Source organism: Cupriavidus oxalaticus, from assembly GCF_016894385.1.
GTDB lineage: Bacteria > Pseudomonadota > Gammaproteobacteria > Burkholderiales > Burkholderiaceae > Cupriavidus > Cupriavidus oxalaticus.
Window position 1 is genome coordinate 1,151,928 of record NZ_CP069812.1, and the last position, 26,588, is coordinate 1,178,515.

At 65.5% G+C, this 26,588-nt stretch carries 26 protein-coding genes and 1 tRNA gene; 16 read left to right on the top strand and 11 right to left on the bottom strand.

The features are described 5' to 3' along the window. Positions 1-120: 120 nt before the first annotated feature. Positions 121-1,326: a cupin domain-containing protein gene (locus tag JTE92_RS17655; protein WP_174544852.1), complete on the bottom strand. Its 1,206-nt coding sequence runs from the start codon at positions 1,324-1,326 to the stop codon at positions 121-123. An 11-nt stretch (positions 1,327-1,337) separates the two neighbouring features. Here JTE92_RS17655 and JTE92_RS17660 point away from each other — a divergent pair, with 11 nt between their 5' ends. Beyond that, positions 1,338-1,871, top strand: a complete 534-nt coding sequence (locus JTE92_RS17660) for an FKBP-type peptidyl-prolyl cis-trans isomerase (protein WP_063238448.1) — start codon at positions 1,338-1,340, stop codon at positions 1,869-1,871. Positions 1,872-1,956: 85 nt separating this feature from the next. Here JTE92_RS17660 and JTE92_RS17665 read toward each other — a convergent pair whose 3' ends face one another. The 6 genes from JTE92_RS17665 to JTE92_RS17690 form a co-directional block, all read right to left on the bottom strand. Continuing rightward, a complete protein-coding gene (locus JTE92_RS17665; protein WP_063238449.1) occupies positions 1,957-2,991 on the bottom strand; it encodes a metallophosphoesterase family protein in 1,035 nt (344 codons plus the stop codon). Next, complete coding sequence (gene mutS / locus JTE92_RS17670) at positions 2,988-5,699, bottom strand: DNA mismatch repair protein MutS (RefSeq protein ID WP_232353346.1); 2,712 nt, start codon at positions 5,697-5,699, stop codon at positions 2,988-2,990. Before mutS ends, JTE92_RS17665 begins: the two co-directional genes overlap by 4 nt. 216 nt (positions 5,700-5,915) lie before the next feature. Beyond that, entirely contained in the window at positions 5,916-6,350 is a 435-nt protein-coding gene (locus JTE92_RS17675; RefSeq protein ID WP_063238451.1) for a universal stress protein, read from the bottom strand. A gap of 64 nt (positions 6,351-6,414) precedes the next feature. Then, positions 6,415-7,536 carry a polyphosphate kinase 2 gene (gene ppk2 / locus JTE92_RS17680; protein ID WP_063238452.1) on the bottom strand — a complete coding sequence of 374 codons (1,122 nt, stop codon included), beginning with the start codon at positions 7,534-7,536 and terminating at the stop codon, positions 6,415-6,417. A 15-nt stretch (positions 7,537-7,551) separates the two neighbouring features. Next, complete coding sequence (locus tag JTE92_RS17685) at positions 7,552-7,767, bottom strand: HP1242/YdcH family protein (RefSeq protein WP_063238453.1); 216 nt, start codon at positions 7,765-7,767, stop codon at positions 7,552-7,554. A 238-nt stretch (positions 7,768-8,005) separates the two neighbouring features. Next, a complete protein-coding gene (locus tag JTE92_RS17690; protein WP_063238454.1) occupies positions 8,006-8,827 on the bottom strand; it encodes an inositol monophosphatase family protein in 822 nt (273 codons plus the stop codon). A gap of 191 nt (positions 8,828-9,018) precedes the next feature. On the opposite strand from JTE92_RS17690, the gene JTE92_RS17695 reads away from it, so the two are divergent. Further along, positions 9,019-9,867: an RNA methyltransferase gene (locus JTE92_RS17695; RefSeq protein WP_084254512.1), complete on the top strand. Its 849-nt coding sequence runs from the start codon at positions 9,019-9,021 to the stop codon at positions 9,865-9,867. Positions 9,868-10,176: 309 nt separating this feature from the next. After that, on the top strand, positions 10,177-10,920 hold the full coding sequence (cysE, locus tag JTE92_RS17700; protein ID WP_063238701.1) for a serine O-acetyltransferase: 744 nt from the start codon (positions 10,177-10,179) through the stop codon (positions 10,918-10,920). A 44-nt stretch (positions 10,921-10,964) separates the two neighbouring features. Here cysE and JTE92_RS17705 read toward each other — a convergent pair whose 3' ends face one another. From JTE92_RS17705 to JTE92_RS17720, 4 genes are all read right to left on the bottom strand, one after another. Then, a complete protein-coding gene (locus JTE92_RS17705) occupies positions 10,965-11,762 on the bottom strand; it encodes a UDP-2,3-diacylglucosamine diphosphatase (RefSeq protein WP_063238456.1) in 798 nt (265 codons plus the stop codon). Between the two features lie 99 nt (positions 11,763-11,861). Then, complete coding sequence (locus JTE92_RS17710) at positions 11,862-12,362, bottom strand: peptidylprolyl isomerase (protein WP_063238457.1); 501 nt, start codon at positions 12,360-12,362, stop codon at positions 11,862-11,864. A gap of 20 nt (positions 12,363-12,382) precedes the next feature. Then, the gene (locus JTE92_RS17715) at positions 12,383-12,967 is read right to left on the bottom strand and encodes a peptidylprolyl isomerase (RefSeq protein WP_063238458.1); all 585 of its coding nucleotides are present in this window, start codon (positions 12,965-12,967) and stop codon (positions 12,383-12,385) included. Positions 12,968-13,039: 72 nt separating this feature from the next. Then, the gene (locus tag JTE92_RS17720) at positions 13,040-13,804 is read right to left on the bottom strand and encodes a tetratricopeptide repeat protein (protein ID WP_063238459.1); all 765 of its coding nucleotides are present in this window, start codon (positions 13,802-13,804) and stop codon (positions 13,040-13,042) included. Positions 13,805-14,009: 205 nt separating this feature from the next. Here JTE92_RS17720 and cysS point away from each other — a divergent pair, with 205 nt between their 5' ends. The 13 genes from cysS (at position 14,010) to JTE92_RS30640 (ending at position 26,588) form a co-directional block, all read left to right on the top strand. Continuing rightward, positions 14,010-15,398 (top strand): cysteine--tRNA ligase, encoded by a 1,389-nt coding sequence (cysS, locus tag JTE92_RS17725; protein ID WP_063238460.1) that lies wholly within the window; start codon positions 14,010-14,012, stop codon positions 15,396-15,398. Then, positions 15,395-16,234, top strand: a complete 840-nt coding sequence (locus JTE92_RS17730) for a DNA-3-methyladenine glycosylase family protein (protein ID WP_063238461.1) — start codon at positions 15,395-15,397, stop codon at positions 16,232-16,234. Before cysS ends, JTE92_RS17730 begins: the two co-directional genes overlap by 4 nt. Before the next feature lie 115 nt (positions 16,235-16,349). Continuing rightward, positions 16,350-17,321 (top strand): acetyl-CoA carboxylase carboxyltransferase subunit alpha, encoded by a 972-nt coding sequence (locus JTE92_RS17735; RefSeq protein ID WP_029046926.1) that lies wholly within the window; start codon positions 16,350-16,352, stop codon positions 17,319-17,321. Next, positions 17,287-18,726: a tRNA lysidine(34) synthetase TilS gene (tilS, locus tag JTE92_RS17740; RefSeq protein WP_174544853.1), complete on the top strand. Its 1,440-nt coding sequence runs from the start codon at positions 17,287-17,289 to the stop codon at positions 18,724-18,726. Before JTE92_RS17735 ends, tilS begins: the two co-directional genes overlap by 35 nt. Positions 18,727-18,860: 134 nt before the next feature. Then, positions 18,861-20,111 carry an aspartate kinase gene (locus tag JTE92_RS17745; RefSeq protein WP_063238703.1) on the top strand — a complete coding sequence of 417 codons (1,251 nt, stop codon included), beginning with the start codon at positions 18,861-18,863 and terminating at the stop codon, positions 20,109-20,111. 130 nt (positions 20,112-20,241) lie between these two features. After that, positions 20,242-20,335: transfer RNA gene (locus tag JTE92_RS17750), tRNA-Ser, on the top strand. Between the two features lie 84 nt (positions 20,336-20,419). Then, on the top strand, positions 20,420-20,863 hold the full coding sequence (locus JTE92_RS30785) for a DUF6538 domain-containing protein (RefSeq protein ID WP_354006090.1): 444 nt from the start codon (positions 20,420-20,422) through the stop codon (positions 20,861-20,863). Positions 20,864-21,081: 218 nt separating this feature from the next. Continuing rightward, positions 21,082-21,513 (top strand): hypothetical protein, encoded by a 432-nt coding sequence (locus JTE92_RS17755; RefSeq protein WP_063238462.1) that lies wholly within the window; start codon positions 21,082-21,084, stop codon positions 21,511-21,513. A 485-nt stretch (positions 21,514-21,998) separates the two neighbouring features. Next, on the top strand, positions 21,999-23,717 hold the full coding sequence (locus JTE92_RS17760; protein ID WP_169834804.1) for an FAD-dependent oxidoreductase: 1,719 nt from the start codon (positions 21,999-22,001) through the stop codon (positions 23,715-23,717). 9 nt (positions 23,718-23,726) lie between these two features. After that, on the top strand, positions 23,727-24,677 hold the full coding sequence (locus tag JTE92_RS17765; protein ID WP_084254514.1) for a succinate dehydrogenase/fumarate reductase iron-sulfur subunit: 951 nt from the start codon (positions 23,727-23,729) through the stop codon (positions 24,675-24,677). After that, entirely contained in the window at positions 24,677-25,540 is an 864-nt protein-coding gene (locus tag JTE92_RS17770; RefSeq protein ID WP_084254515.1) for a CoB--CoM heterodisulfide reductase iron-sulfur subunit B family protein, read from the top strand. The genes JTE92_RS17765 and JTE92_RS17770 overlap by 1 nt, the downstream gene beginning before the upstream one ends. A 35-nt stretch (positions 25,541-25,575) precedes the next feature. Beyond that, positions 25,576-26,289: a Bug family tripartite tricarboxylate transporter substrate binding protein gene (locus JTE92_RS30635; protein WP_147318548.1), complete on the top strand. Its 714-nt coding sequence runs from the start codon at positions 25,576-25,578 to the stop codon at positions 26,287-26,289. Continuing rightward, a complete protein-coding gene (locus tag JTE92_RS30640; protein ID WP_169834805.1) occupies positions 26,250-26,588 on the top strand; it encodes a Bug family tripartite tricarboxylate transporter substrate binding protein in 339 nt (112 codons plus the stop codon). Before JTE92_RS30635 ends, JTE92_RS30640 begins: the two co-directional genes overlap by 40 nt.

The window sequence follows — 26,588 nt, forward strand, 5'->3', positions numbered from 1 at the left end:
GAGGCCCTCCCGGGTGCCGACATATACAGTGGTCCACAGTACTAGCCAGCCGACGATTATATCCGCGTTTTCCCGGCTTGTGTAGCATCGAAAATTACTGAATTGCAATGTTACGCATTATTACAGGCGTGGTCCCAATTGTAGCCATCCCTCCTGCGTCCAGTGATGAAAAGTCTCCATCAGGTCAGGCAGGCTGGCGCATACCGCAACCTCATCGCCGCTAAGGTGGCGATTATCGGCCAGTTTTTTCAACCAGGGCATCAGTTCGGCCGGGGGCTCGTAGGCTTCCCCATTGAGGAAGAAATTGTGCCGGTCGTAAAGTGCAATCGAGGCAGACGCAAGAACGACGCCATGCTGGGCCGCAAGTTTCTCATAACGGCGCTGCGGCAGGTCGGATATCTCCGCGAATTCGACCCCGGGCTTCGGTTCTGACAGATGAGAGCCAAGAAATTCCGACACCATCTGCGAATTCCATTGCAGTGCCTTGAGCCGCTCGGCTACTGCCTTGGCCATGCCGGCGGGCAGTTGCGCGGGCTTCGTCGCCGCACGTTCGCCGGCGTCGGCGTAACGCCCGCTGAGGTCTTCGTTGTCCTCCACCGTCTCGGAAAGCCACGCCAGGAAATGACCCGCCAGTTCACGGTAGGCCGGGGCACGGAAGCCGATCGAGCAGGTCATGCATTCGCCTTCGGCCACGCCGTCGTGGGCGTATTGCGGCGGCAGGTACAGCATGTCGCCCGGCTCCAGCACCCATTCCTCCTCGGCGCTGAAATCGGCGAGGATCTTCAGCGGCATGTCGGGGACCAGTTCCAGGCTGGTCTGCGACGAGATGCGCCAGCGACGCCGGCCCGAGACTTGCAGCAGGAACACGTCGTAGGAATCGAAGTGCGGGCCGACGCCGCCGCCGTCGGACGCGTAGCTGATCATCAGGTCGTCCAGGCGCGCGTCGGGCACGAAGCGGAAGCGTCCCATCAGCTCGGCCGCCGCGGCATCGTGCAGGTTCACGCCCTGCACCAGCAAAGTCCACTGGCGGGCCTTGACGGCAGGCAGGTTTTCGCGCGCAAATGGACCATGTTCGAGCTTCCAGCGATTGCGGAAGTGCGTCACCAGGCGCGATTCGACTTCGTCGCGATCGGCAAGGTCGAAAAGCGCATCGCGCGACACAGGCGGCACGATTCCGGGTACCGCCTGTCGAATCAGCAGTGGCTTGCGGTGCCAGACATCCCGCATGAATGCAGCCGGCGTCATGCCACCAAGCAGGTCGAGCGGAGTGTCTGGATCGACGGGGCCAGGGGGCAGGGCCTGCGCGTATAATGCGGAATCGTTCATGGAGTCAAGAATTGAAAATCGCTAAGAACACGGTAGTGTCCGTGATGTACAAGCTGTCGGACGCGCAAGGCAATCTGATTGAGGAGTCAGATGAAGCCATGGTCTATTTGCACGGCGGGTATGATGGCACGTTCCCCAAGATCGAGGAAGCGCTCGACGGCCATGACACCGGCTTCGAGACCCAGCTGCAGCTTGAACCCGAAGATGCCTTTGGCGACTACGATGCCGAGCTGGTCAAGGTCGAGCCGCGCGACCGCTTTCCCGAGCCGCTGGAAGTCGGCATGCAGTTCGAAGGCATGCCCGAGGACGGCGATGAAGAAGACTCCGTCATCTACACCGTGACCGACGTTGCCGAAGACAAGGTGGTGCTGGACGGCAACCACCCGCTGGCCGGCATGGCGCTGCGCTTCTGGCTGAAGGTCTCCGAGGTGCGCGAGGCTACCGCCGAGGAAATCGAGCACGGCCACGCCCATGGCGCCTCGGGCATCGAGGTGGTGGACGAGGACGAAGACGAGGGCGACGATACCCCGCGCACGCTGCACTGATCGCGCGCCCTCCGTGGCCCATGAAGGAAGCCGGCTTAGCCGGCTTTTTTCATGGGCGCGGACATCGCGGCTCCAGGCGCGCGGCTCAGGGCGTGGCCGGCGCATCCCTGAGCGATGCCGAGAACGGCGCCGCCGCGTTCGGCGTGATCACCAGCTCGGTCCATTGGGCCGCCGTGTTGATCGGCAGCGAAACCCGCGTGAAATTCTGCAGCACCTTGCCGGCGCTGTCGCGTAGCGGCTTGTCGATGCCGAAGCCGCTCTCGCCCGCATGCACCAGCAGCACCTGGCCGGGAAAGCGCGCGCTCAGGTCGCGCAGCTGGCGCTTGAACTCCAGGTAGCCGTCGCGCGTGCGGTGGCGCATGAAACCGTCCAGCAGCGTCGGGCGGCCCTTCTTCTCCCAGCCGTTGGCGAAGTGCGGGTCGGCATGGGCCACCACGACGATGCCGTTCATGCCGCGCTGCCGCGCCAGCGAGAACGCGCGCGCCAGCCACTGGCGGTTGGCCTCGCGCCGGTCCTCGAACTCGCTGTTGCGCCCGCCCTCGTTGCGGTAGTGGTTGTTGTCGCCCGGCACGTTCAGGCCGACGATCAGGATGTCGCCCAGCGTGAGGCGGACGTTCTCGCGAAAGGTGCGGAACAGGGCCTGGTCGGACTGCCGCACCACCGGCCGCGGACGCTGGCCCAGCGTGGCGTCCTCGGAGAAGAACAGCTCGCGCAGGCGGTTCAGCCGCTCGACCGAGTCGAACTTGCCGTTGACCGGGAGCCGGCATTCGGCCCAGTCTGTTTCGCCCGGCACGTAGAGCAGCGGCAACGGCGACTGGGCGAGCAGCTGCTGGCGGCTCGCCAGGATGGTGTCGCTGCAGGATTCGGTATCGCCCTTGATGCCGCCGGCGTGGATCACCAGGTCGAGCTTGCGTTCGGCAAAGCTGTCGAGCAGTGCGGCGGCGTTGGCTTCGGCGGCAGGCCATTGCGGCAGGTCGGCGATCAGCGCGACGCGCATCACCTTCGGTTTGGGCGCGGCCTTGCCCCCGCGGCCGGCGGGTGCCGGCCATGCGGTGCTGGCCGCGCACAGCAGCAAGGCCGCGGCGAGGATGCGGCCGGCATGCCGGCGCCTGGCGTTCATGCCGTGCCGACCGCCTCGCCTGCAAGCGCCTTGAGCCGGTACAGCGCATCGAGCGCGGCACGCGGCGTCAGGCTGTCCGGATCCAGGTCGGCCAGCGTGTCGATCAGCGCGGCATGCTCCGGTGCAAGGTCGGCCGGCTGCGGTGTGGCGGCTGCATAGCCGTCGCCCCCCTCGTACCCATCGCCTTCGTCGTCATCGGTGTCCGGCAGCGTCGGCGCGGCGAACAGGTCGAGCTGCGGCGTCGGCGTGGCATCGGCCGATTGCTGCTCCAGCCATGCCAGGTGCTTGCGCGCGGCGCGGATCACCGGCTGCGGCACGCCGGCCAGCTGCGCCACCTGCAGGCCATAGCTCTGGCTGGCGGGACCATCCTGCACCGCATGCAGGAACACGATGCCGTCGCCATGCTCCACCGCGGACAGGTGCACGTTGGCGGCCTGCGGGAATTCCTGCGGCAACTGCGTCAGCTCGAAATAGTGCGTCGCGAACAGCGTATGGCTGCGGTTGTGCGACAGCAGGTGGCGCGCGATCGCCCACGCCAGCGCGAGCCCGTCGAAGGTGGACGTGCCGCGGCCGATCTCGTCCATCAGCACCAGCGAAGACGGCGTGGCATGGTGCAGGATGCCGGCGGCTTCGGTCATTTCCACCATGAAGGTGGAGCGCCCGCCGGCCAGGTCGTCGGCCGCGCCGATGCGGGTAAAGATGCGGTCGATCGGGCCGATCACGGCGCGCCGCGCTGGCACGTAGGCGCCCACGCAGGCCAGCAGCACGATCAGCGCGGTCTGGCGCATGAAGGTCGACTTGCCGCCCATGTTGGGACCGGTGATCAGCAGCAGCTTGCGCGCTTCGTTGAGCTGGCAGTCGTTGGCGATAAACGCCACCGATTCCGCTGCCAGCTGGCCTTCCACGACCGGGTGGCGGCCCTGCACGATGTCGACCACGTTCTCGCGCACGCGCTCGGGCGCGGACCAGTCCAGCGTCTGCGCGCGCTCGGCCAGCGCCGCCAGCACATCGAGGCGCGCCAGCGCGCCGGCCACGCGCTGCAGCTCGCCGATATGCGGCAGCAGCGCCTGCAGCAGGCCGTCGTACAGCTGCTTCTCGCGCGCCAGCGCGCGGTCCTGCGCCGACAGCGCCTTGTCCTCGAACGCCTTCAGCTCGGGCGTGATATAGCGCTCGGCATTCTTCAGTGTCTGGCGGCGGCGGTAGTCGTCGGGCACCTTGTCGGCCTGGCCATTGGTGACCTCGATATAGAAGCCATGCACGCGGTTGAATTCGACGCGCAGGTTGGCGATGCCGGTGCGCGTGCGTTCGCGTGCTTCCAGGTCGATCAGGAACTGGCCGCAGTTCTCGGAGATATCGCGCAGCTCGTCCAGCTGGGCGTCGTAGCCGCGCGCAATCACGCCGCCGTCGCGCACCACGGAGGCGGGTTCTTCGGCGACCGCGCGCACCAGCAGGTCCAGGGGCGCCTGCGGTACGGCCAGGTCCTGCAGCGTCTGCGCCAGCAGCTCGCTGTCCTGTTCGTCGCGGATGCAGCCCTGCACGTCGGGCAGCGCGCGCAGCGTATCGCGCAGCGAGGACAGGTCGCGCGGGCGCGCGCTCAGCAGCGCCAGGCGCGAGGTGATGCGCTCGACGTCGGCCAGCCGGCGCAGCGCGCCGCGCAGCGTATCGGTGCCCTGGTCGATCAGCGCGCCGATGGCCTGCTGCCGCGCCTGCGGCACGGCCGGGTCGCGCAGCGGATGGTGCAGCCAGTGCCGCAGCGCGCGGCTGCCCATCGTGGTGCAGCAGGTATCCAGCAGCGAGAACAGCGTCGGCGACTCGCCGCCGCGCAGCGTCTCGGTCAGCTCCAGGTTGCGGCGCGTGGCCGAATCCAGGCCAATGTATTCCGACTCGCGTTCGACCTTCAGGCCCTGCACATGGCGCAGCGACTGGCCCTGCGTGGTGGCGGCGTAGTTCAGCAGCGCGCCGGCGGCGCCGATTGCCGCGCCCAGACCGGCACAGCCAAACGGATCGAGGCTGGCCACGCCCAGCTGCTCGCGCAGCCGGCGCGAGCCGGCATCCTGGTCGAAATGCCATTCGGGCAGGCGCGTGCGCGCGCAGGCCAGCGCCGGCAGGTCGATGCCGTCGGCATAGAGCAGTTCGGCCGGGCGGATGCGCTCCAGCTCGCGGCCCAGCTGCGCCACCTCGCACTCCAGCAGGCGCAGCTCGCCGCTGGCCAGGTTCAGCCACGCAAGGCCGGTCTTGCTGACGCCGCGGCGCGTCGTCTGCTGGTGCACCGCCATCAGGAAGGTGTCGACCTTGTCCGGCAGCAGCGCCGCGTCGGTCAGCGTGCCCGGCGTGACGATGCGCACCACCTTGCGCTCTACCGGTCCCTTGCTGGTGGCGGGATCGCCGATCTGCTCGCAGATCGCCACCGACTCGCCCAGCTTCACCAGCCGGGCCAGGTACTGGTCCGCCGAATGGAAGGGAATGCCGGCCATCCGGATCGGCACGCCATTCGAGGCGCCACGCGCGGTCAGCGTGATGTCGAGCAGGCGCGCGGCCTTCTCGGCGTCGTCGTGGAACAGCTCGTAGAAGTCACCCATGCGATAGAACAGCAGGGTGTCGGGGTGGTCTGCCTTGATGCGCAAATATTGCTGCATCATGGGAGTGTGGCGGCTGCCTGCGGCGTCTGCCTGTGCCTGTTCAGGGTCGGTTTTCTTCTGCAATCCCATTGCCATTTAGCCTGTCTGGCGGTGGGCCTGCGTTGTGCGGCCCGATCCGCTCGGAGCGCCGCCTTGCGTGTTGCGGAAAAGCGCCCCCGCGGGGGCGGCCGGGCGCTGGTCCGGCGGCCTGTGGCCGCGGCACGAAGGGGCGTTTTCGAATATGGGCGATATGGTACAGCACGGTGCCGCCGCCGACGTGCTGCAGACGGGTGTGCCGGCCCCGGATCAGCGGAACACCAGCACCGGGATGTCGGTATGGGTCAGCACTTTCTGCGTTTCGCTGCCCAGCAGCAGCCCGCTGAGTCCCTTGCGGCCGTGCGAGGCCATGAAGATGACGTCGCAGCCCAGTTCTCCGGCGGCATGGATGATGCCCTGGTACGGCACCGAAGCGCTGGAGACGTGGCCGGTACATGGCACCCCCGCGAGCGCTGCCGCGGCCTCGACCTTGGCGAGCTCCTGGCGCGCCTCGGCTTCCACGCGCTGCTGGTACACCTCGCGCTTTTCGTGCGAGCTGTCGCTGGACAGCGCATACGGATAGCTCTCCACGCACATATACGGCGTGAGCCGTGCCGCCGCGGTGCGGGCAAACTGGATGGCCGCGGAAACGGCCTTGTGCGAAAGGTCCGAGCCGTCGACGGGGAGCAGGATGTGCTTGAACATGGGGTCCTTTTCTGGTGAGTAAGGCGAAAGGGGGCAGGCGGCGTCCTGCGTTGCCGCACGGGAGTCAGTTGGCCAGCGCGCGCCCGACGATCAGCGGATCGGCTTGGCCGATCGCAGTGGTGTCCCGGTTGGCATAGGGGAAGCGCGACAGGATGTAGCGCAGCGCATTGAGCCGCGCGCGCTTCTTGCAATCCGAGCGGATCACCGTCCACGGCGCGTCGGCGGTATCGGTATGCGCGAACATCGCCTCCTTGGCGCGGGTGTACTCCTCCCATTTGTCGAGCGAAGCAATGTCGACCGGGCTGAGCTTCCATTGCTTGAGCGGATGGATCTCGCGTTCGCGGAAGCGGCGGCGCTGCTCTTTCTGGCTGACCGAGAACCAGAACTTGAACAGGTGGATGCCGCTGCGCACCAGGTGGCGCTCGAACTCCGGGGCCTGCTGCAGGAAGTCCTGGTACTCACGCGCGGAGCAGAAGCCCATCACGTGTTCGACGCCGGCGCGGTTGTACCAGGAGCGGTCGAACAGCACGATTTCACCGGCGGCCGGCAGGTGCTGCACGTAGCGCTGGAAATACCACTGTCCGCGTTCGGATTCCGTCGGTTTTTCAAGTGCCACCACCCGGGCGCCGCGCGGGTTCATGTGTTCCATGAAGCGTTTGATGGTGCCGCCCTTGCCGGCGGCATCGCGGCCTTCGAACAGGATCACCACGCGCTGCCCGGTCTCGCGTACCCAGGCCTGGAACTTGAGCAGCTCGACCTGCAGGCGGTATTTCTGCTTTTCGTAATTGCGGCGCGACATCAGGTTCTGGTAAGGGTAGGCGCCGTCGCGCCAGCCGGCCGCAAGTTCATCGTCGGGCTGCCGCCGGCGGCCTGCCTGCCAGGCACCGGGATCGCCTTCCAGGATCAGGCTGCGCAACTGCGCGGCCTCATCGGGCGCCAGGCCGTCGAGCAGCGTGCGCATGGCGTCGAGCATGCTGGCACCATGCCCGGCGTGGCTGGCGAGGATGTCCTGCATGCTGCTGGCGGCTACCTGCACGGCGGCATCGACGGCGCCGCTGATTTCATTGCGTTCGGCCGACAGGGCCGTGTTGGTCGGCAGCACATCGCCGCGCGCGGCAGGGCGGGGCTGCGAAGTGACGTGGGTATGGACGTGAGCATGGGGGGCAGGCGTGTCGCGATCGGTCATGTGCAGTCCTTTCGTTCAGGCCACACGCTGGCGCAGGATCTGGTAGAGCTGGTCCTTGATCTGCAGCTTCTCCTTTTTCAGCCGCTCGATCTCGAAGCCCGACGCCGGCACCAGGCCGGACTCCATGTTGTGGATCTCCTGGTCCAGCGCATTGTGGCGATGGAACAGGCGGGCGAAGCGGGTGTCCTGCGTCTTCAGGAGCGAGATCTGGTCGCGGTATTCGGGAAACATGCGGGCTCTCCTCGGCTTGATCCGCGCACACGGGGCGTGGCGCATGGATTCATTCTGGGGAGGGCAGGGAGGCGCGACATTGACGGGGATCATGGTCGGCCGGGGCGGCGGGAAATATGCGAATAGTCTGTGCGCGCCGGCAAGCGCCGCGGCCGGAAAGCAAAACGCCCGCCGGGGTGAAGTTCACCGCGGCGGGCGTTTGTGTCGCGGGCGATGGCCATCAGGCCATGCCGCGGACTCAGGCAGTGGCCGGCTTGGCGTTGTCGAGCGAGTACGGCGACAGCAGGCGCACCATCTGGGCAAAGGCCTTGGGGTTGCCCGCCAGCACTTCGCCTTGCTCCATCTGGCGCGGCTCGCCGTTGTAGTTGCCGACCAGGCCGCCCGACTCGGTGATCAGCAGCATGCCGGCGGCCATGTCCCACGGCTTCAGGCCGCGCTCGAAGAAGCCGTCCAGGCGGCCGCAGGCGACATAGGCCAGGTCCAGCGCGGCGGCGCCCGGGCGGCGCAGGCCGGCGCAGCTGCGCGTCATCAGCGAGAAGACCTCGAGGTATTCATCCACGCCTTCCAGGTCGCGGAACGGGAAGCCGGTGCCGATCAGGCAGTCGGCCAGCTTGTCGCGGCGGGTCACGCGGATGCGGCGGTTGTTCAGGAAGGCGCCGGCGCCCTTGCTGGCGGTGAACAGCTCGTCGCGGGTCGGGTCGTAGACCACGGCCTGCACCGGCGTGCCGCGGTGCAGCTGGGCGATCGAGACCGCGTACTGCGGGAAGCCGTGGATGAAGTTGGTGGTGCCGTCGAGCGGGTCGATGACCCAGGTGTATTCGTGGGCGTCTTCGCCTTCGGCCCAGGACTGGCCGGACTCTTCCGCTAGAATGGCGTGTTCCGGGTAGGCGGTGCGGATGATCTCGATGATCGCGGCTTCGGCGGCGCGGTCGACCTCGGTAACGAAATCGTTGTGTTGCTTGCGCGAGACGCGCACCAGATCGACGTCGAGCGACGCGCGGTTGATGATGGATCCCGCCTTGCGGGCCGCCTTGATGGCGATATTGAGCATCGGATGCATGAATCTCTCCAGGCCGGCCATGAAGATGCGGCGGGGCGCCACGGCACCGCGCGCCCGCTCATGGGCAGCTGACAACACAACGGATTGTAGAAGAACGCAGGGCGTCGCCGGTCCGGTACTGGATGTGCCGCGAAAGTCTCGCGGGCACGCCCCGACCTGGCGCCGCGCCAGAGAAGAACCCCGAATTGTATATGAACCCGGCAAATGATACGAGCCGCCCCGCGGGCGGGCCTGATGCGCCACACCCGGCCGGTGCAGGGCCCGATGCCTTCGGCCGCGTGCGCTTCGTGCTGGTCGAGACCAGCCACCCGGGCAACGTCGGCTCGGTCGCGCGGGCGATCAAGACCATGGGCTTCGGCAGCCTGGTGCTGGTCTCGCCGCGCGAGCCTGACGTGCTTCGGCATGCCGATGCCATCGCCATGGCCAGCGGGGCCGACGATGTGCTGGCCGGCGCCGTCATCGTCGACCAGATCGACGCGGCCCTGGCCGGCGCGGCGCTGACCGTGGCCATGACAGCGCGCCAGCGCGAGTTCGGGCCGCCCCGGCTGCTGCCGCGCGCCGCGGCCGCGCGCGCCTGCCGGACGCTGGCCGGCAGTGGCGACATCGCCTTTGTCTTTGGCAACGAGCGCTATGGGCTGCCCAACGAAGTGGTCGAGCGCTGCGCGGCAGTCACGCATATCCCCGCCAACCCCGCCTATACCTCGCTCAACCTGGCACAGGCCGTGCAACTGATCGCGTACGAGATGCGGATGGCGCTGCTCGATGCAGTCCCCGCCGCCGCTGCGGCGGCGGACGCGGGCGCCAATATCGGCTATGCTGGTGAGCCGGCGACAGCAGAGCAGGTCGAGGCCATGTTCGGGCACCTGCAGTCAGGCCTGGAGGCGATCGGCTTTCTCGATCCCGCCAACCCGCGCAAGCTGATGTCGCGGCTGCGCCGGCTGCTGGCCCGCAGCGGGCTGGAGCGCGAGGAAGTCAACATCCTGCGCGGCATCGCCAAGCATATGCTGGTGGCGCGGGGCCAGCCGGACCGCAAGGCGTAACTGGAGAGAAGCACAGTGGCAGCAACCCGCAGCATTCCGAGGCTGGACGACGCAGGCGTACGTGGCAAGCGCGCACGCTGTCGGCCCGTCGCGGCGGGTTGGCGCGCGCCGGGGCGATGTTGATCGCCGCACTGCCGCTGCAAGATCCCTGACGGATCCGGGGCCAATGGCCGGCGCCAGAACGCCGGCCGCAAATCCCTTACACTCCCTGATCCCGTCCCCACCGGCCACCGACCTCGCCGGCGACCCTGCCCCAGGTGCAAGCCTTGCGTGGCGCGGCGCACGGCGCGGCAACACGACACGACCAAGATGTTCTCTCGCCTTAAGGAAGATATCGACACGATCATGCTGCGCGATCCCGCCGCGCGCAGCCGCCTGGAAGTCCTGACCTGCTATCCCGGCCTGCATGCCGTGGTGTTCCACCGCTTTGCGCACGCGTGCTGGAACGGCGGCTTCCATTGGCTGGGGCGCTGGATCTCGCACTGGTCGCGCTTCCTGACCGGCATCGAGATCCATCCGGCGGTGAAGCTGGGGCGCAGGGTGTTTATCGACCACGGCATGGGCGTGGTGATCGGCGAGACCGCCGAGATCGGCGACGACTGCACCATCTACCAGGGCGTGACGCTGGGCGGCACCTCGCTGTACAAGGGCCAGAAGCGGCATCCGACGCTGGGCGCGAACGTGGTGGTGAGCGCGGGCGCCAAGGTGCTGGGCGGTTTCCTGGTGGGCGACGGCGCGCGCGTGGGCTCGAACGCCGTGGTGCTCAAGCCGGTGCCGCCCGGCGCGACCGCGGTGGGCGTGCCGGCGCGCATCATCCTGCCCGATGCGCCGGCGGCGCAGCAGGGCGCCAGGCAGGAGTTCTCGGCCTACGGCATCACGCCCAATGCGGACGACCCGGTGTCGCTGGCGCTCAAGAGCCTGATCGACAATGCCGCGCGCCAGCATGAGCGCATCGAGGCCGTGCTGGCCGCGCTGGACCGGCTGGGCGAGCATCTGGAGAACACGCCGAACGACCGCTTCGATGCGAGCGAGTTGCGCAAGCTGATGAAGTAGAGAAAGAAGGCGGCCGCAAATGGCCGCTTTTCTTTTGCGTGATCTCAGTCGGTCTGCGGCAGCAGGCTGAAACCGCCGCCGTCGAGCTGCAGCACGGCGGCGCGCGGATGGCGGCCGTCCAGGTCCCAGTCGGTCAGCACCCAGCGCACGCCCGCAGCGTGTTCGTGGCGCGCCGGGCGATGGGTGTGGCCATGCACCATCAGCCGGGCGCCGGCCATGCCGAAGAGTTCGGCCGCGGCAGCGGGCGCCACGTCGCCATAGACCACCGGTACGCCGTTGCCCTCGGCGGCCTGCCGCGCGCGGTTGCCTTCGCTGTCCGCGCGCAGCTTGCGTGCGATCGATAGCCGCGTACGCAGCGGCAGTGCCAGGAACAGCCGCTGCACCCAACCCTTGCGGGTCCAGCGGCGGAAACGGTTGTAGCGCTCGTCGTCGATGCACAGCATGTCGCCGTGGCTGAGCACCACGCGCTGGCCGGCGCAATCGATCACCGTGGGGTCGGGCAGCAGCTTCGCGCCCGCGGCGGCGGCAAAGCGCTCGCCAAGCAGGAAGTCGCGGTTGCCGTGCATCAGGTAGACGGCAACGCCGCGTGCGGCCAGCGCGCGCAGGGCGCCGGCCACGCGTTGTGCGAACGGCGAGTCGGTTTCCTCGTCGCCGATCCAGAATTCAAAGAAATCGCCCAGGATAAACAGCGTGCGCGCGCCGTGCGCGGCGCGCTCGAGCGTGCGCTCGAACGCCGCCAGCGTGCGTGGCATGCCGGGCGTGAGATGGAGGTCTGAAATGAACCACGCCGGCGCCTGTACCGCGAAGGGACCGGCCACCGGCGTGCGGGGGATTGCGGTCATGCGCGGGGTCGGGAAGCAGGTGCCGGCAGGGCCGGGCGCGCGTAACCGCAATCAGGGTGCATGGCTTGCTCGACGCCTGGTCGACGATTTAGTCGACGATTACTCGACGACGGTGGCCTTCTCGATCACCACGTCTTCCAGCGGCACGTCCTGGTGGAAGCCCGAGCTGCCAGTGCGCACGCCCTTGATCTGGTCGACCACGTCGGTGCCCTCCACGACCTTGCCGAACACGGCGTAGCCGAAGCCCTGCGGCGTCGGCGAGGTGAAGTTCAGGAAGTCGTTGTCGACCACGTTGATGAAGAACTGTGCGGTGGCCGAGTGGGGCGCATTGGTGCGTGCCATGGCCACGGTGTAGCGGTCGTTCTTCAGGCCGTTGCCGGCTTCGTTCTCGATCGGCGCGTCGGTGCCCTTTTGCTTCATGCCGGGCTCGAAGCCGCCACCCTGGATCATGAAGTTCTTGATCACGCGGTGGAAGATGGTGTTGTCATAGTGGCCCTTGCGGACGTACGACAGGAAGTTCTCGACCGATTTCGGTGCCTTCTCGGCGTCGAGTTCGATGGTGATGACACCCTGGTTGGTTTGGAGCTGGACCTTGGTCATGGTTTCCTCTGTACGGTGTGTTATTTGACGACAGTGGCCGACTCGATCACGATCGGCGAGGCCGGCACATTGCGCATGGGGCCGTAGGCCGTGGTCGGCACGCCCTTGATCTTGTCGATCGTGTCCATGCCTTCCACCACCTTGCCGAAGACTGCGTAGCCGTTGCCGTCCGGCTGCGGGTAGTCGAGATTCGGATTATCCACCACATTGACGAAGAACTGCGCGGTGGCCGAATCGGGGTTGCTGGTGCGCGCCATGGCGAGCGTGCCGGCCTTGTTCTTCAGGCCGCCGCGGGCTTCCAGCGGGATCGGCGCGCGCGTGGGCTTTTCCTTCATGTCGCGGTCGAAGCCGCCGCCCTGCACCATGAAGCCGTTGATCACGCGGTGGAAGATGGTGCCGCTATAGAAGCCGCTCTTCACGTATTCCAGGAAGTTGGCCACGGTCTTGGGCGCCACGTCCGGGTACAGCTCGACCGTGAAATTGCCGGCGCTGGTGACGAACTGGACGCGCTCGGCGGCCTTCTGCTGCGCCAGCGCGCTGAACGACGACAACGCGAGTGCGCCTGCGGTCAGTGCGGCCAGGGCGATGCGACGGGAACGGATCATGGATGGAACTCCGGTGAGTCGGGATGCAAACGGCCCGGACGCCATTGCGCCCGGACCTTCTTGGCAGGGGCGTCAGTTGGCTGCCGGGGCGCTGGCCGGGGCCGGGCGCTGTGCCGGAGCCGGCTTGCGGGTGCCGGCCGGCGCGGCAGTTGTCCCGGTCGTGCCTGTCGCCGCCGGCGTGCCGGTGGCCGCGTCCGGGCGCAGCTGGCGCAACCCGGTGCTGGCGCGGGTGTCGGCCGGATTGCGGCGCAGTGCCTCGGCATAGGCCTGCTCGGCCAGGCGGCGGTAGACGTCGCCCAGGTTGGTGTAGGCGATGGCAAAGGCCGGCTTGACCTCGGTGGCCAGCAGCAGTTCGGCCTCGGCGCGCTTCAGGTCGCCGCGCTTGGCGTAGAGCAGCGCCAGGTTGTTATGGGGCTCGGGCAATTCGGGGAAGTCCGCCGCCATTTCCGTGAAGGCCTGGATGGCGGCGTCCTCGCGCCCGGACTGCGCCAGCGCCCAGGCGCGCTGGAAGCGGGCCTGCGCGTTGCGCGGATTGGCCGCGATCACGCGGTCGAAACCCTTGATGGCTTCGTCATAGCGGCGCGCATTGGCGGCCTGCTGGGCCTCGCTCATGCCGGGGTCGGTCGAGCGGATGCCGTCCACCGGCGAGGTGGGCGCGGGCAGCGACAGCGGTCCGTGCTGGGCCTGCGCGGGGCCGGCCAGCGCGGCGGCAAGCGCCAGGACGGCCGCGGCGGCCAGTGCCTGACGCAAGTGGAGCGGGCGGAGCGGGCGTGCAGGCGCGGCGATCGACGCGTCGGCGGACGCGGCTGGGGACGAGGAGGGCAGCAGCAGGCTCATTGAAGACGGGTCCGTTATACTCGGCGGCATTCTAGCAAAGCGGCACGGCCGGCACTAAAGCCATGGCCCGGGCAAGCGCTGGCAAGCGCTGGCGGCCGCGGCAAGTTCCCCAGGCGCGCGGCCTACCGGCACATCGCCTTCCGGTAAGATATGGGGCGCGGCGGAATTGCGCCAGTGCCGCCCCCCTGACCATTCACTTCGTTTCATGCAGCCTCTGAACATCTACAACACGCTCGCGCGTGAGAAGCAGCCATTCGTGCCCATCGAACCCGGCAAGGTCCGCATGTATGTCTGCGGCATGACGGTGTACGACTACTGCCACGTCGGCCACGCGCGCGTGATGGTGGTGTTCGACATGGTGCATCGCTGGCTGCGTGCCGCCGGCTACGAGGTGACATATGTGCAGAACATCACGGATATCGACGACAAGATCATCCGCCGCGCCGCCGAGAACGGCGAGACCATCGGCGCGCTGACCACGCGCTTCATCCAGTACATGCATGAGGATGCCGCCGCACTGGGCGTGATCCGTCCCGACCACGAGCCGCGCGCGACCGACTACGTGCCGCAGATGCTCGACATGATCGGCAAGCTGGAGGCGAAGGGGCTGGCCTACCAGGCCAGCGATGGCGACGTGAACTACTCGGTGCGCAAGTTCGACGGCTATGGCAAGTTGTCCGGCAAGTCGCTGGAAGACCTGCGCGCGGGCGAGCGCGTCAGTGCCAACGATGCCAAGCAGGACCCGCTCGACTTCGTGCTGTGGAAGTCCGCCAAGGCCAGCGAGCCGCCCGAGACCAAGTGGCAGTCGAAGTGGGGCAGCGGCCGCCCGGGCTGGCACATTGAATGCTCTGCCATGAGCTGCGCGCTGCTGGGCGAGCATTTCGACATCCATGGCGGCGGGGCGGATTTGCAGTTCCCGCACCATGAGAACGAGATCGCGCAATCGGAAGGCGCCAGCGGCAAGCCGTTCGTCAACATGTGGATGCACAACGGTTTCGTGCGCATCAACGACGAAAAAATGTCCAAGTCGCTCGGCAATTTCTTCACGATCCGCGAAGTGCTGAAGGCGTACGACGCCGAAGTCGTGCGCTTCTTCATCCTGCGCGCGCACTACCGCAGCCCGCTGAACTACAGCGACGCGCACCTGGACGACGCGCGCCATGCGCTGACGCGCCTGTACACCGCGCTGAAGGACACGCAGCCCGGCGGCTGCGCGGTCGACTGGGACGAGCCGCACGCCAGGCGCTTCGCTGAAGCCATGGGCGATGACTTCAACACGCCGATCGCGATGTCGGTGCTGTTCGACCTGGCCAGCGAGATCAACCGCACCGGCTCGACCGCCGCCGCGCGCCAACTCAAGGCGCTGGCCGGCACGCTGGGGCTGCTCGAGCGGGATCCGCATACCTTCCTGCAGGGCGGCAAGTCCGAGGATGGTCCCAGTGCGGAGGAAATCGAAGCCAGCATCGCTGCGCGCAAGGCGGCCAAGGCCGAGCGCAACTTCGCCGAAGCCGACCGCATCCGCGCCGAACTGCTTGCCGCCGGCATCGTGCTGGAAGACAAGCCGGGCGGTGCGACCGAGTGGAGGCGTGCTTGAACGCTGCCGCGCGCAAGCCTGCCAACGCCGCCGTGCCGGCAGCAGCCGGCCGGTCGAAGGCGTCCGGCCCGCGTCCGGGCAAGGCGGGCGCCAGCGAGGCGCCGCTACCGGAAGGCGCGGCTGCGGGCAAGGCGGCGGCCAAGGCCACGCGCAACGCCAAGGCGGTATTGCCCGAGGCCGACGCGGTACCGCTGCCGGTCGAGACCGTCATCGACGCGGTCCGTCCCGCTTACTGGGACGAGGCCTGCGCCGACCTGATGAAGCGCGACCGCATCCTGCGCAAGATGATCCCGACCTACGGCCCGGCGCACCTGGTGTCGCGCGGCGATCCGTTCGTCACGCTGGCGCGCGCCGTGGTGGGCCAGCAGATCTCGGTCAAGGCGGCACAGTCGGTGTGGGAGCGCCTGCACGCGGCCTGTCCCAAGCTGACGCCGGCGCAGTTCCTGCGCGCGGGCACCGAGAAGCTGGCCGGCTGCGGATTGTCCAAGCGCAAGGCCGAGTACATGATCGACCTGGCCGATCACTTCAAGGCGGGCAGGGTGCACGTGGCCGAATGGGCGCAGATGGACGACGAAGCGGTGATCGCGGAGCTGACGCAGATCCGCGGCATCGGCCGCTGGACCGCCGAGATGTTCCTGATGTTCAACCTGATGCGGCCCAACGTGCTGCCGCTCGACGACATCGGCCTGATCAATGCGATTTCCGCCAACTATTTCAGTGGCGAGCCGGTCACGCGCAGCGAGGCGCGCGAGGTGGCGGCCAACTGGGAGCCGTGGCGGACGGTGGCAACCTGGTATATGTGGCGTAGTCTGGACCCGTTGCCTGTGACGTACTAGGCATCGGGACAACAAAAATCAGAAGCAGGTGCATCGCACGCTATCTGGCAGGCGCTAAGATAGCGGCCAATTTCCGGTAGAATGCGCCCCTTCACAGACAGGTACGTGTGATTTTATGAAAACCACCTTCCTGGATTTTGAGCAGCCCATTGCCGAGCTCGAGGCAAAGATCGAAGAACTGCGCTTCGTGCAGGACGATTCGGCTGTCGATATTTCCGAAGAGATTTCGCGGCTGGCCGGCAAGAGCCAGCAGCTGACCAAAGACATCTACGCCAACCTGACCCCGTGGCAGGTTGCGCAAATCGCCCGCCATCCCCAGCGCCCCTATACGCTGGACTACGTGCGCGAGATCTTCACCGATTTCCACGAACTGCACGGCGACCGCACCTTTGCCGACGACCTGTCGATCGTCGGCGGCCTGGCGCGCTTCAACGGCCAGGCGTGCATGGTGATCGGCCACCAGAAGGGCCGTGACACGAAAGAGCGCGCCCTGCGCAATTTCGGCATGCCCAAGCCCGAGGGCTACCGCAAGGCCAAGCGGCTGATGGAACTGGCCGACAAGTTCGGCCTGCCGATCTTCACCTTCGTCGACACCCCGGGCGCATTCCCCGGCATCGACGCGGAAGAGCGCGGCCAGTCGGAAGCCATCGGCCACAACCTGTACGTGATGGCCGGCCTGAAGGTGCCCCTGATCGCCACCATCATCGGTGAAGGCGGTTCGGGCGGCGCGCTGGCGATCGCCGTCGGCGATGTGGTGCAGATGCTGCAGTTCGCCACCTACGCGGTGATCTCGCCGGAAGGCTGCGCCTCGATCCTGTGGAAGACCGCCGAGAAGGCGCCGGAAGCCGCCGAGGCGCTGGGCCTGACCGCGCACCGCCTGAAGGCGCTCGGCCTGATCGACAAGATCGTCAACGAGCCGCTCGGTGGCGCGCATCGCGATCACAAGGCCATGGCGGCGCTGCTCAAGCGCACGCTGGCCGAGTCGCTGCGCCAGTTCCAGGGCATCAGCGTGAAGGAGCTGCAGGCGCGCCGCTACGAGCGCCTGCTGGCCTATGGCAAGTTCAAGGAAACCGGCGCCCCGGAATGATCCGTCCGCCCGGCTGACCGACAAGGTCGCACAGGCCCTGCAGGGCGGTGCGGCCTTTGTTGTTTCTGGGGACGGCGCGCCGGTGATCGCGGTGGCGCTGTCGGGCGGGCGCGATTCGGTCGCGCTGCTGCATGCCGCGTGCGCCGCCACGCAGGGCACGGCGGCGCGCGTGGTGGCGCTGCATGTGCATCACGGCCTGCAGGATGCCGCCGACGACTGGGACCGCTTCTGCGAGGCGTTGTGCGCGCAGTGGCAGGTCGGCTATTTCGTGCGCCGGGTCGCGGTGCGGCAGGCGGCGGGCGAGGGCGTGGAAGCCGCCGCGCGCCGCGCGCGCTATGCCGCGCTGGCGGCGATGTGCGCCGACAGCGGGGCGCGCCTGCTGCTGTTCGCGCATCACCAGGACGACCAGGTCGAGACCGTGCTGCTGCGGCTGTTTCGCGGCGCCGGGGTGGCTGGCATGGCCGGCATGCCGGCAATGCGGCCGCTCGATGCGCACGGCGGCGTGATGCTGCTGCGGCCGTGGCTGGCCGTGGGCCGCGATGAGATCGATGCCTACTGCGGCGCCAATGCGCTGCGCTGGATCGATGATCCCTCCAATGCCGACGCGCGCTATGCCCGCAACGCCCTGCGCGCGCACCTGCCGGCGCTGGTATCGGCCTTTCCCGCGCTGCACGCCAACGTGGTCCAGGCCGCGGCGCATTTCGCGCAGGCCGGCGACCTGATCGACCAGCTGGCCGCCGCCGCGATGGCGCAGCTGGCGCATCCGGGCCGCGATGCCGATACGCTGGCCGAACTCGACCTTGCTGGTTTGCGCGCGCTGCCGGCGGCGCAGGCCGATGCGGTGCTGCGGCTGTGGCTGCGCGACCTCGGCGCGCGCGCGCCATCGACCGCGCGGCTTGCGGCGATGCGCGCGCAACTGGTCGCACACGAGGGCGGCGAGCCTGCCATCGCCCACGACGGCCTGGTTCTGCGCCGCTTCCGCGACCGCGTGCTGGCCTGCACGCCGCCGCCTGCGCAACCTCCCCAAGCCGTATCGCTGGACTGGCGCGGCGAGGACCGCATCGTCGTGCCCGCATGGCGCGGCGAGCTGCGCTTCTACCGCGACGACAGCTTCGGCGTGCCGGAAGCCGTGCTGCGCCAGCCGCTGCGGCTGGCGCCGCGTGCCGGCGGCGAACGGCTGGTGCTGCGTCCCGGCGGCCCGGCGCGGGCGCTCAAGCAAGCCTGCCAGGAAGCTGGCATCCCCGCCTGGCGCCGGGCGTGGCTGCCGCTGCTGTGGGCGGGCGACACCCTCGTGCTTGCCGCCGGCCTCGGCATGCACCGCCGCTGGCCGGCGGAGGCGGCGGCACCGCGCTGGCGCGTCGAATGGCATGCGCAGCCCCCGCAAGTGCCGGGCGCGCCGCGCTGAGCGCCCTGTCCGCGGGAGCGGCAAGCCGCGTTGATCACATCGGGAAAGCCCGCAAAGCTCGGCTTCGCCTTGCCTGATAAGCCTTGTTCGTGTATTTTCAAGGGCTTTGCACAATCGCTGGCGTCGACAAGAAGATGGCTCTCATCGTTCACAAATACGGCGGCACTTCGATGGGTTCCACGGAACGCATCAAGAATGTCGCCAAGCGCGTTGCCAAGTGGCACCGCGCCGGTCACCGCGTAGTCGTGGTGCCTTCGGCCATGTCGGGCGAGACCAATCGCCTGCTGGGACTCGCCAAGGAAATTTCGCCGCAGCCGAATCCGCGTGAACTGGACATGCTCGCCTCCACCGGCGAACAGGCCAGCGTGGCACTGCTGGCAATCGCCCTGCACGGCGAGAACATCGACGCGGTCAGCTACACCGGCTGGCAAGTGCCGGTGAAGACCGACTCGTCGTACACCAAGGCGCGTATCGAATCGATCGACGACGAGCGCATCCTCGGCGACCTCGACGCCGGCCGCGTGGTTGTGATCACTGGCTTCCAGGGCATCGACGACGACGGCAACATCACCACGCTGGGCCGCGGCGGCTCGGACACCTCGGCCGTGGCCATTGCCGCCGCGATCGAAGCCGACGAGTGCCTGATCTACACCGACGTCGACGGCGTGTACACCACCGACCCGCGCGTGGTCGAGGACGCCCGCCGCCTGGACCAGATCACCTTCGAGGAAATGCTGGAAATGGCCAGCCTCGGCTCCAAGGTGCTGCAGATCCGCTCGGTGGAGTTCGCCGGCAAGTACCGCGTGAAGACCCGCGTGCTGTCGTCGCTGACCGACCCGCTTATGCCGCTCGAGCAGGAAATGCACTCGGGCACGCTGATCACTTTTGAGGAAGAGTCTGAAATGGAAGCAGCCGTCATCTCCGGCATCGCCTTTGCCCGTGACGAGGCCAAGATCACCGTTCTGGGCGTGCCGGACAAGCCGGGCATCGCCTACCAGATCCTGGGTCCGATCGCCGACGCCAACATCGACGTCGACATGATCATCCAGAACCAGTCCGTCGACGGCAAGACCGACTTCACCTTCACCGTGCCGCGCGCCGACTACCAGCGTGCGCTGGCGATCCTGGACGACGGCGTGAAGACCCATATCGGCGCCGGCAGCGTGTCGGGTGACCCGAAGGTGTCGAAGGTGTCGGTGGTGGGCGTTGGCATGCGCTCGCACGTGGGCATCGCCAGCAAGATGTTCCGCACGCTGTCGGAAGAGGGCATCAACATCCAGATGATCTCCACCTCGGAAATCAAGATCTCGGTGCTGATCGACGAGAAGTACATGGAACTGGCCGTGCGCGCCCTGCACAAGGCCTTCGAACTGGAACAGGCGTGATCCGTTCGTAAGCATTTTCTGGCGGCGCCGCAGATTTTGTGTTGAGTCATCGATTTTTCATTGACCAACCCGCGCGGCGTCGCTAGAATACGCGCTTCGTTGTGTGGCTCCCTCACACAACGCAAGTTTGGGAGACGTGGCCGAGAGGTCGAAGGCACTCCCCTGCTAAGGGAGCATCCGGGCCAAAACCTGGATCGAGGGTTCGAATCCCTCCGTCTCCGCCACTACATCTGTATTGGCGGCAAACCCCGGAAGATCGCGGTCTTCCGGGGTTTTGTTTTTTGGGGCTGGGGTTCAGGCGGTACACTATGCCGCGCAGGTGTTACACCGGTACCTGTGAGAACCCGAATGGCAACGAACATCCAGCTTCGCGGCACCGTCTACGACTTCCGCCGCAAATTCCCCTAGACCTTATCGAGCAGCACAGCGGCACGCGCGAGATTATCCGCAGCTTGGGCACAAAGAATCGGGCCGAGGCAGAGCGCCTTGCGGACGAGTACGCAGAGAAAGTAGTCGAGGAAGAAGCGGACAGGCTCAGCGTGTTATCGCATCGTAGAGCGCCGCAGAGTGGAGGTAGGGCACGGCCCCATCCCACCGCCATTCGTGCCGCTGCGGAGCCGCTAAGGGCCGCGGGCCAGTCAGCCAAGGCAATCAAGCCTGCGATATCAAGCCAGACGCTCGAATCCATCATCCCACTTTGGCAGCGAGATAAGCAGCCCACGGCAAGGACGGTTGATGCTGTTATCCCGTGAGGAAGGCGACGACCGGCAGGCAGGTCAAGAAGTCCGGCATCTCCGGCTTTGCTGACCAGCGCGGGCATGCATTTCAGCCATGCCCGCGTCCAATTAAGGGGTGACCGTGTCCGGAGACACGGGGGGCAAATCCATATGGTAAGGTTGAGGAATGAGTTTGTGGACTTCAGTTGGTGATGCATGGACCGCACTATATCGTGCTGGCAGAGTGATGCAGCGTGAGTGATGCGAAGCAGGAAACGCAGCGCGCGCTGCGGACTGAGAGAGTTTCAATCAGCCGGGCTCTGCGCCTGAGCGTGCCGCCAGAGGCCAGGCCTGCGCCGGTCAACCGGAAAGACTGGCTGCGGCAGAGGAAGGAGCAATTGCAGGCCGCCCGTGCTGCTGCCAAGCAACGGCGCGATCTGCTAAGAGCCGAAATCATGTCGGCAGTGCAAGATGTTGCCCGAGAGGAACGCACTGCTGCGCGGCTGGAAGTTGAACGCCTGAAGGCGGAAACCAAGACCGCGCGGACCTACGCGCGGGAGGACGCACGCGCCGCCGCCAAGTTCGAGCGCGGCCAGCCAACCCGCTCGGCGTCCAAGCGAAAGACGCTGGCTAATGAGAAACGCAAGCTGGTCTCTTACGCTGATCTGTTGCGGATGCGTGGGTGATCTGGCGAAAGGTCGATAGGGCCGACTACGTTCGATTTCGTGGAAAGCGGGGTTGATCTGGTGATCCGATTCGACGGGTTGCCGGCGGTCGACCTGCATTCGCTACCGACCCCACCACAGTTATTCGCGCACAGTTCTCCGACCGGCCAAAGTCCGGCCGTCACAGCCATTCGAGCGGGATGGCGGGAAGACTAAAGTCCCCCAGCCCTGCCGGCGATCATGCCTGCTCGGCCTGCCTCCGTTCGTCAGGACGCTCGAACGACAATCCCGCCTCCACCAGGATCCGCGTCGTGCTCTGCAGAGGAAGGGCCGAACTCGCAGGCTGGCGTTCTAAATCCCACTCTGGTGCCAAGGGGGCGATCTCTGCGAATGTTTTTTGACAAAGCAGAACCCAGCGCCTAGCATGAATAACTAGTCAACTAGTTGTCTGGACGGAGTGACGTGACGGGAATATGTCATGTGCGCGACTGCCCATAAAAACTACCATGCCCCCCAGCCCCAACCGATTGGTTGAAACCGACGTGGTCGTAATCGGCGGCGGTTCAGCCGGTGCTCATGCCGCGCTTCAAGCCCAGGCCGACGGCTTGCGGGTTCTGATGATTGTTAAAGGTTTTCTTGGCCGAAGCGGTGCCTCGATCTTTGCGGGCAACCTCCAGCTTACCGAAACGCGCGACCCGGAAGCGACCGAACGCTTCATTCAAATCCGCTGCCGCTATGGCAGTAGCTATCTCAGCGACCAGGACTATCTGCGCCGAGTCAGCCAGTTTACCGAGCGCACCTTCTTTCCAGACATGGAGAAGCGTGGACTTTATATCCGTCGCCACGATGATGGTCAGCTAGTGACGAGTGGCGACCGCAAGGCTGGCAACGTCTGGGCACCGAACCAGGGATTTTCGGGCACGTTCATTATGGAATTACTGCGCAAGGATGTGCTCGTGCGCGGCATCCCGTTGCTGCAGGAAACCATGGTTACCTCGTTGCTGACCCACGAGGGACGGATCGCTGGTGTGATTGCCTATGACATCGTGCGTGGAGAGTGGGTCGTGGTCAGAGCCAAAGCGGTGATCGTGGCCACTGGACCGAGCAATTATTTGTCGACGCGCGCTACCGGAACGCGCGAGCAGTGTGCCAATGGCCTGGCCATGGCGTGGCGCGCGGGGGCAGAACTGCAGGACATCGAGATGCAGTGGTTCCATGCGTCGGACATTGCGGCACCCAGGTCATGGATGCGGCTCCATATCTATCCGAATCCAATGCCCAACACGGACAAGACAGTCCGGCTCTATGGCAGCGATCGTGAGATGTTCTTTCACCAGGGTATGTATCCGAAGGCAAAGCAGCCGTATTACCTTCAGTTGCGCAATCTGTATCACCAGGTGCGTCGCGGCAATGCGAACTGGACCGGGGGCTACTACGGCGGCTACACGCATATTGAGCCGGAGATTATGCAGCGCTACAGCTATCAGGCGCAGTTTTTCCGGCAGCTAGACATCGATATCAACGAACAGCTCGTAGAACTGGGCGTTACCTGGCATATGACGTTCGGGGGCATTCGGACGAACGCCGCAACCATGGAGACCAGCGTTGATGGACTTTACGCGGCGGGCGGTGTTGGCAGTCATGGTGTGGGTTCGATCACCTTTGTTGGTTACGACGGCACAGTGGCAGCGCAACTTGCTGGTGACCGTGCACGCAAAATGGAATTGCTGCCGCTCGATGGTGAGCAGGTGGCGCGTGAAGCCGCGCGCGTAGAGTCAAAACGCGTAATGCGTCCGCAAGATGGTTATCTGCCTCAACAGGTGAAGACGCGCATCCGTGCGGTGATGGCCGATCGCATGGGCTATGTGAAGACAGAGGCCAGCATGCAGGCCGCCTTGGCCGAACTGGACGAAATCCGTCAGACCATGGTGCCGCGCATGGGACTGTCTACTATCACCGGCCATTGGAATTACGACCTGGTCGATGCACTGGACGTCGAGGACATGCTCGAGATCTGTGCGATCACGATCAAGGCTTCGATGGCACGTAAGGAGAGCCGTGGTTACTTCTTCCGCGAGGACTATCCGATGATCGACAACGGGAACTGGCTGGTTCACTCGGTGTTAAGCCGTGAAGGCGATGACACGCGCATCAACCACGTGTCGGCAAGACAGACGTATGGACCTGACGAGGCCGTCGAGGATTTCCTGACAGCAGACTATTGAGGAGACACGATGCCAGTCGCCCCTGCCGTAGTGCGCGCGCGGATATTCCGGTTCGATCCGGAAACGGACCAAGGCCCTCGCTATGACACGATCGAAATTCCGTACCAGCCGCATATGCGTGTGCTTGATGTACTTGATCAGGCCGTGGACAGCTGCGGACTAGGCGTCGGCTATCGCTATTTTTGCGGCATAAAGCGGTGCGGAATGTGTGGGGTATCGGTCAATGGAAAGCCGGTTCTCGCATGTTGGGAGGCAGCGAGTGCCGAGATGACCATCGAGCCGCTTCCCAAATTACCGGTGATCCGTGACCTTGCAGTCGATCGTACCATCTTCGAAGGCGCGACTGTCGGGCTGCATCCGGTGCTTGAGCGACATGAACCGTACGAGGGGTTTCCGGAGCCACTTACGCATGTGGAGATGCATGACGCATTCAAGTTAATGAATTGCATTGAATGCTACGTTTGCTCAACATCGTGCCCTGCGGTGCCGGACCAAGGTCCACACGAGTTCAAAGGTCGAGATTTTGTTGGTCCAGGCACGTTGGTACAAATCGCCAAGGCCGCGCTACATCCGCGCGATGGACGGGACCGCAGTGGTGAACTGGAGTTGGCCAGCCTGGATAACTGCATGTCGTGCGGCCGCTGTGAGGAGGTGTGCCCGAACAGCATTCCAATACTTAGCGGGGCTATCGCGCCATTGAGAGCCCGGGCGACAAAAGGACCCCGGGGCCTGGCACGTCTGCCGATGGAATTCTCAGAGAACGTGCGCGCCAATGGCAACGTCAATAGTGCTGCACTCTTTCTGCGTACGCGCGGTTGGCTGCGCACATTGGCCTCGGCGCCGATGCTGATCCGTATGTTCTTTCATCGAAAGACCAGGCTGTTTCCGCGCTTCAGTGCGGAGGCACGGCGCAGTATCGACGCAGTGTTTTCGATCACGTCATCCGGAGAACGCAAGTGATGCGCTTTGCCTACTATCCCGGGTGCTCGGCCAAGGCCAGCACACGCGAGCTCGACCGGGCAGCTCATTGGCTGGCTGAAGCGCTCCGCATCGAATTGGTAGAGCTGGTTGACGCCGGTTGCTGCGGCTCCTGTGAAATCAAGAACCTTGATCCAGAGCGGCATTTGCTACTCAACGCGCGGATCTTGTCGCTGGCGGCAACACAGAATCTAGAAATCCTGACGGTTTGCGACACCTGTCAGGCCAACTTGCTGCAAACCAGTCGGCTGATGCGAGGCGATGTCGGTGCGAGCGTTCGCATTGTGCGCAAGCTTGAGGGAGTTGGCGTTCGCTATCCTCATACGCCAATTACAAGGCATTTCCTCACGATCATGATGGAGGAGTTCGGTATCGAACGGCTTCGCGGGCTCGTAACACGATCGCTACAGGGCGTACGGGTGGCACCGTTTGCGTGTTGCCACGCGTTTCGTGGTCCGGGAGCTTCTCCGGGTGCGAGGGGATACCTTGACGATGCGGTGCGCATCACAGGCGCCGAGGTTGTGCCGGTACGGCTAGATAGCGATTGCTGCGGCTTTCACGTCCTGATGTCCAATGAGGCGCTGTCAGCCAAGGCATCAGGAAAATTTCTGTCACGCTGTGTGGATATGGGGGCCGACTGCGTGGTTACCAGCAGTCCTCTTTGCCACACCGCGCTTGACATGTTTCAGCGCAAAGCAGAAGCGGTAACTGGCCGTCGCCTCGATGTGCCGGTGCTTCATGTAGAGCAGCTGCTGGGTTTGGCAATGGGAGCGTCGCCCAAGACCATCGGGCTTGATCGACACCTCGTCTCGGCGCGCGGCCTGTTGGATCGGCTGACCGTCTGATTTAGATCCTCAACTCACGCGCGGAGGAAACTACCGTGAAGACCTGGAATTCTGCATTGGCTCGCTGCGCCTGCCTGATGGCGATGCTGGCGATTTTCGGCGTGTTGGCGGTAGTAAGGCCAGCGTTCGCGCAAGCGCAATCGGCTTCGAACTGGCCTTCTCGGCCGATTCGGCTTGTGGTCAGCTGGCCACCGGGTGGAGGCGCGGATATCGTGGCCCGCATGTTGGCGAAACATTTCGAGGCAAACCTCAGGCAGCCGATCGTGATAGACAATCGTGCCGGCGGTGGAGGCACGGTAGGGGCGCTTACTGTCGTCCATGCAGACCCAGACGGCTATACGCTGCTGTTCGCATCCGATGCGGAGTTGACCATCGCGCCAGTCGTCAACGCAGCAGCCAACTACAACCCCGCAAAGGACCTGGCGCCAATCTCGTTGGTGAGTAGTGGTCCGTTCATGCTTGTCGCAAATCCGAAGTTTCCGCCTAACACGTTGCAGGAGCTTATCGCCTATGCGAAGACCAACCCCGGGAAAGTCAACTATGGCTCATTCGGACCTGGGACAAACGGCCATATGCTGGGCGAGCAATTGAAGGCGATAGCGCATATCGATACGATCCATGTAGCCTACAAGGGTAGTGCACCAGCGATGGTGGATTTGATTGGCGGGGAAATTCAGTATGCTTTTTTTTGCCGATGGCCGCACTTGACATGGTCAAGGCGGGAAAGATCAAGTCGATCGCTGTGTTAGCGCCGGAGCGCTTGGCGAACGCAGGCACTATTCCAACCAGTGCGGAAGCGGGCTTGCCTGCACTAGTGGGAGGGACACGCTTCGGGATCCTGGCACCGGCGAAAACCCCTCGCTACGTCATTGATCGTATGCACGAGGCCGTGAAGACGACCCTGGCCTCGCCAGAGGTCAAGGCGTCATTGGCGCAGCTCTATACATTGCCAATCGGTAGCTCGCCGGATGAGTTTACAAAGTTCATCACGACAGAGACCGGCAAGTGGCGAAAACTGGCTGCGGATATCGGGATGCGAGCGGAATAG

Coding starts and splice junctions, on each gene's coding strand:
- JTE92_RS17655 (WP_174544852.1), bottom strand. CDS start 1,326: ATGAACGATTCCGCATTATACGCGCAGGCCCTGCCCCCTGGCCCCGTC.
- JTE92_RS17665 (WP_063238449.1), bottom strand. CDS start 2,991: ATGAACGCCAGGCGCCGGCATGCCGGCCGCATCCTCGCCGCGGCCTTG.
- mutS (WP_232353346.1), bottom strand. CDS start 5,699: ATGGGATTGCAGAAGAAAACCGACCCTGAACAGGCACAGGCAGACGCC.
- JTE92_RS17675 (WP_063238451.1), bottom strand. CDS start 6,350: ATGTTCAAGCACATCCTGCTCCCCGTCGACGGCTCGGACCTTTCGCAC.
- ppk2 (WP_063238452.1), bottom strand. CDS start 7,536: ATGACCGATCGCGACACGCCTGCCCCCCATGCTCACGTCCATACCCAC.
- JTE92_RS17685 (WP_063238453.1), bottom strand. CDS start 7,767: ATGTTTCCCGAATACCGCGACCAGATCTCGCTCCTGAAGACGCAGGAC.
- JTE92_RS17690 (WP_063238454.1), bottom strand. CDS start 8,827: ATGCATCCGATGCTCAATATCGCCATCAAGGCGGCCCGCAAGGCGGGA.
- JTE92_RS17695 (WP_084254512.1), top strand. CDS start 9,019: ATGAACCCGGCAAATGATACGAGCCGCCCCGCGGGCGGGCCTGATGCG.
- cysE (WP_063238701.1), top strand. CDS start 10,177: ATGTTCTCTCGCCTTAAGGAAGATATCGACACGATCATGCTGCGCGAT.
- JTE92_RS17705 (WP_063238456.1), bottom strand. CDS start 11,762: ATGACCGCAATCCCCCGCACGCCGGTGGCCGGTCCCTTCGCGGTACAG.
- JTE92_RS17710 (WP_063238457.1), bottom strand. CDS start 12,362: ATGACCAAGGTCCAGCTCCAAACCAACCAGGGTGTCATCACCATCGAA.
- JTE92_RS17715 (WP_063238458.1), bottom strand. CDS start 12,967: ATGATCCGTTCCCGTCGCATCGCCCTGGCCGCACTGACCGCAGGCGCA.
- JTE92_RS17720 (WP_063238459.1), bottom strand. CDS start 13,804: ATGAGCCTGCTGCTGCCCTCCTCGTCCCCAGCCGCGTCCGCCGACGCG.
- cysS (WP_063238460.1), top strand. CDS start 14,010: ATGCAGCCTCTGAACATCTACAACACGCTCGCGCGTGAGAAGCAGCCA.
- JTE92_RS17735 (WP_029046926.1), top strand. CDS start 16,350: ATGAAAACCACCTTCCTGGATTTTGAGCAGCCCATTGCCGAGCTCGAG.
- tilS (WP_174544853.1), top strand. CDS start 17,287: ATGGCAAGTTCAAGGAAACCGGCGCCCCGGAATGATCCGTCCGCCCGG.
- JTE92_RS17745 (WP_063238703.1), top strand. CDS start 18,861: ATGGCTCTCATCGTTCACAAATACGGCGGCACTTCGATGGGTTCCACG.
- JTE92_RS30785 (WP_354006090.1), top strand. CDS start 20,420: ATGCCGCGCAGGTGTTACACCGGTACCTGTGAGAACCCGAATGGCAAC.
- JTE92_RS17760 (WP_169834804.1), top strand. CDS start 21,999: ATGCCCCCCAGCCCCAACCGATTGGTTGAAACCGACGTGGTCGTAATC.
- JTE92_RS17765 (WP_084254514.1), top strand. CDS start 23,727: ATGCCAGTCGCCCCTGCCGTAGTGCGCGCGCGGATATTCCGGTTCGAT.
- JTE92_RS17770 (WP_084254515.1), top strand. CDS start 24,677: ATGCGCTTTGCCTACTATCCCGGGTGCTCGGCCAAGGCCAGCACACGC.
- JTE92_RS30640 (WP_169834805.1), top strand. CDS start 26,250: ATGGTCAAGGCGGGAAAGATCAAGTCGATCGCTGTGTTAGCGCCGGAG.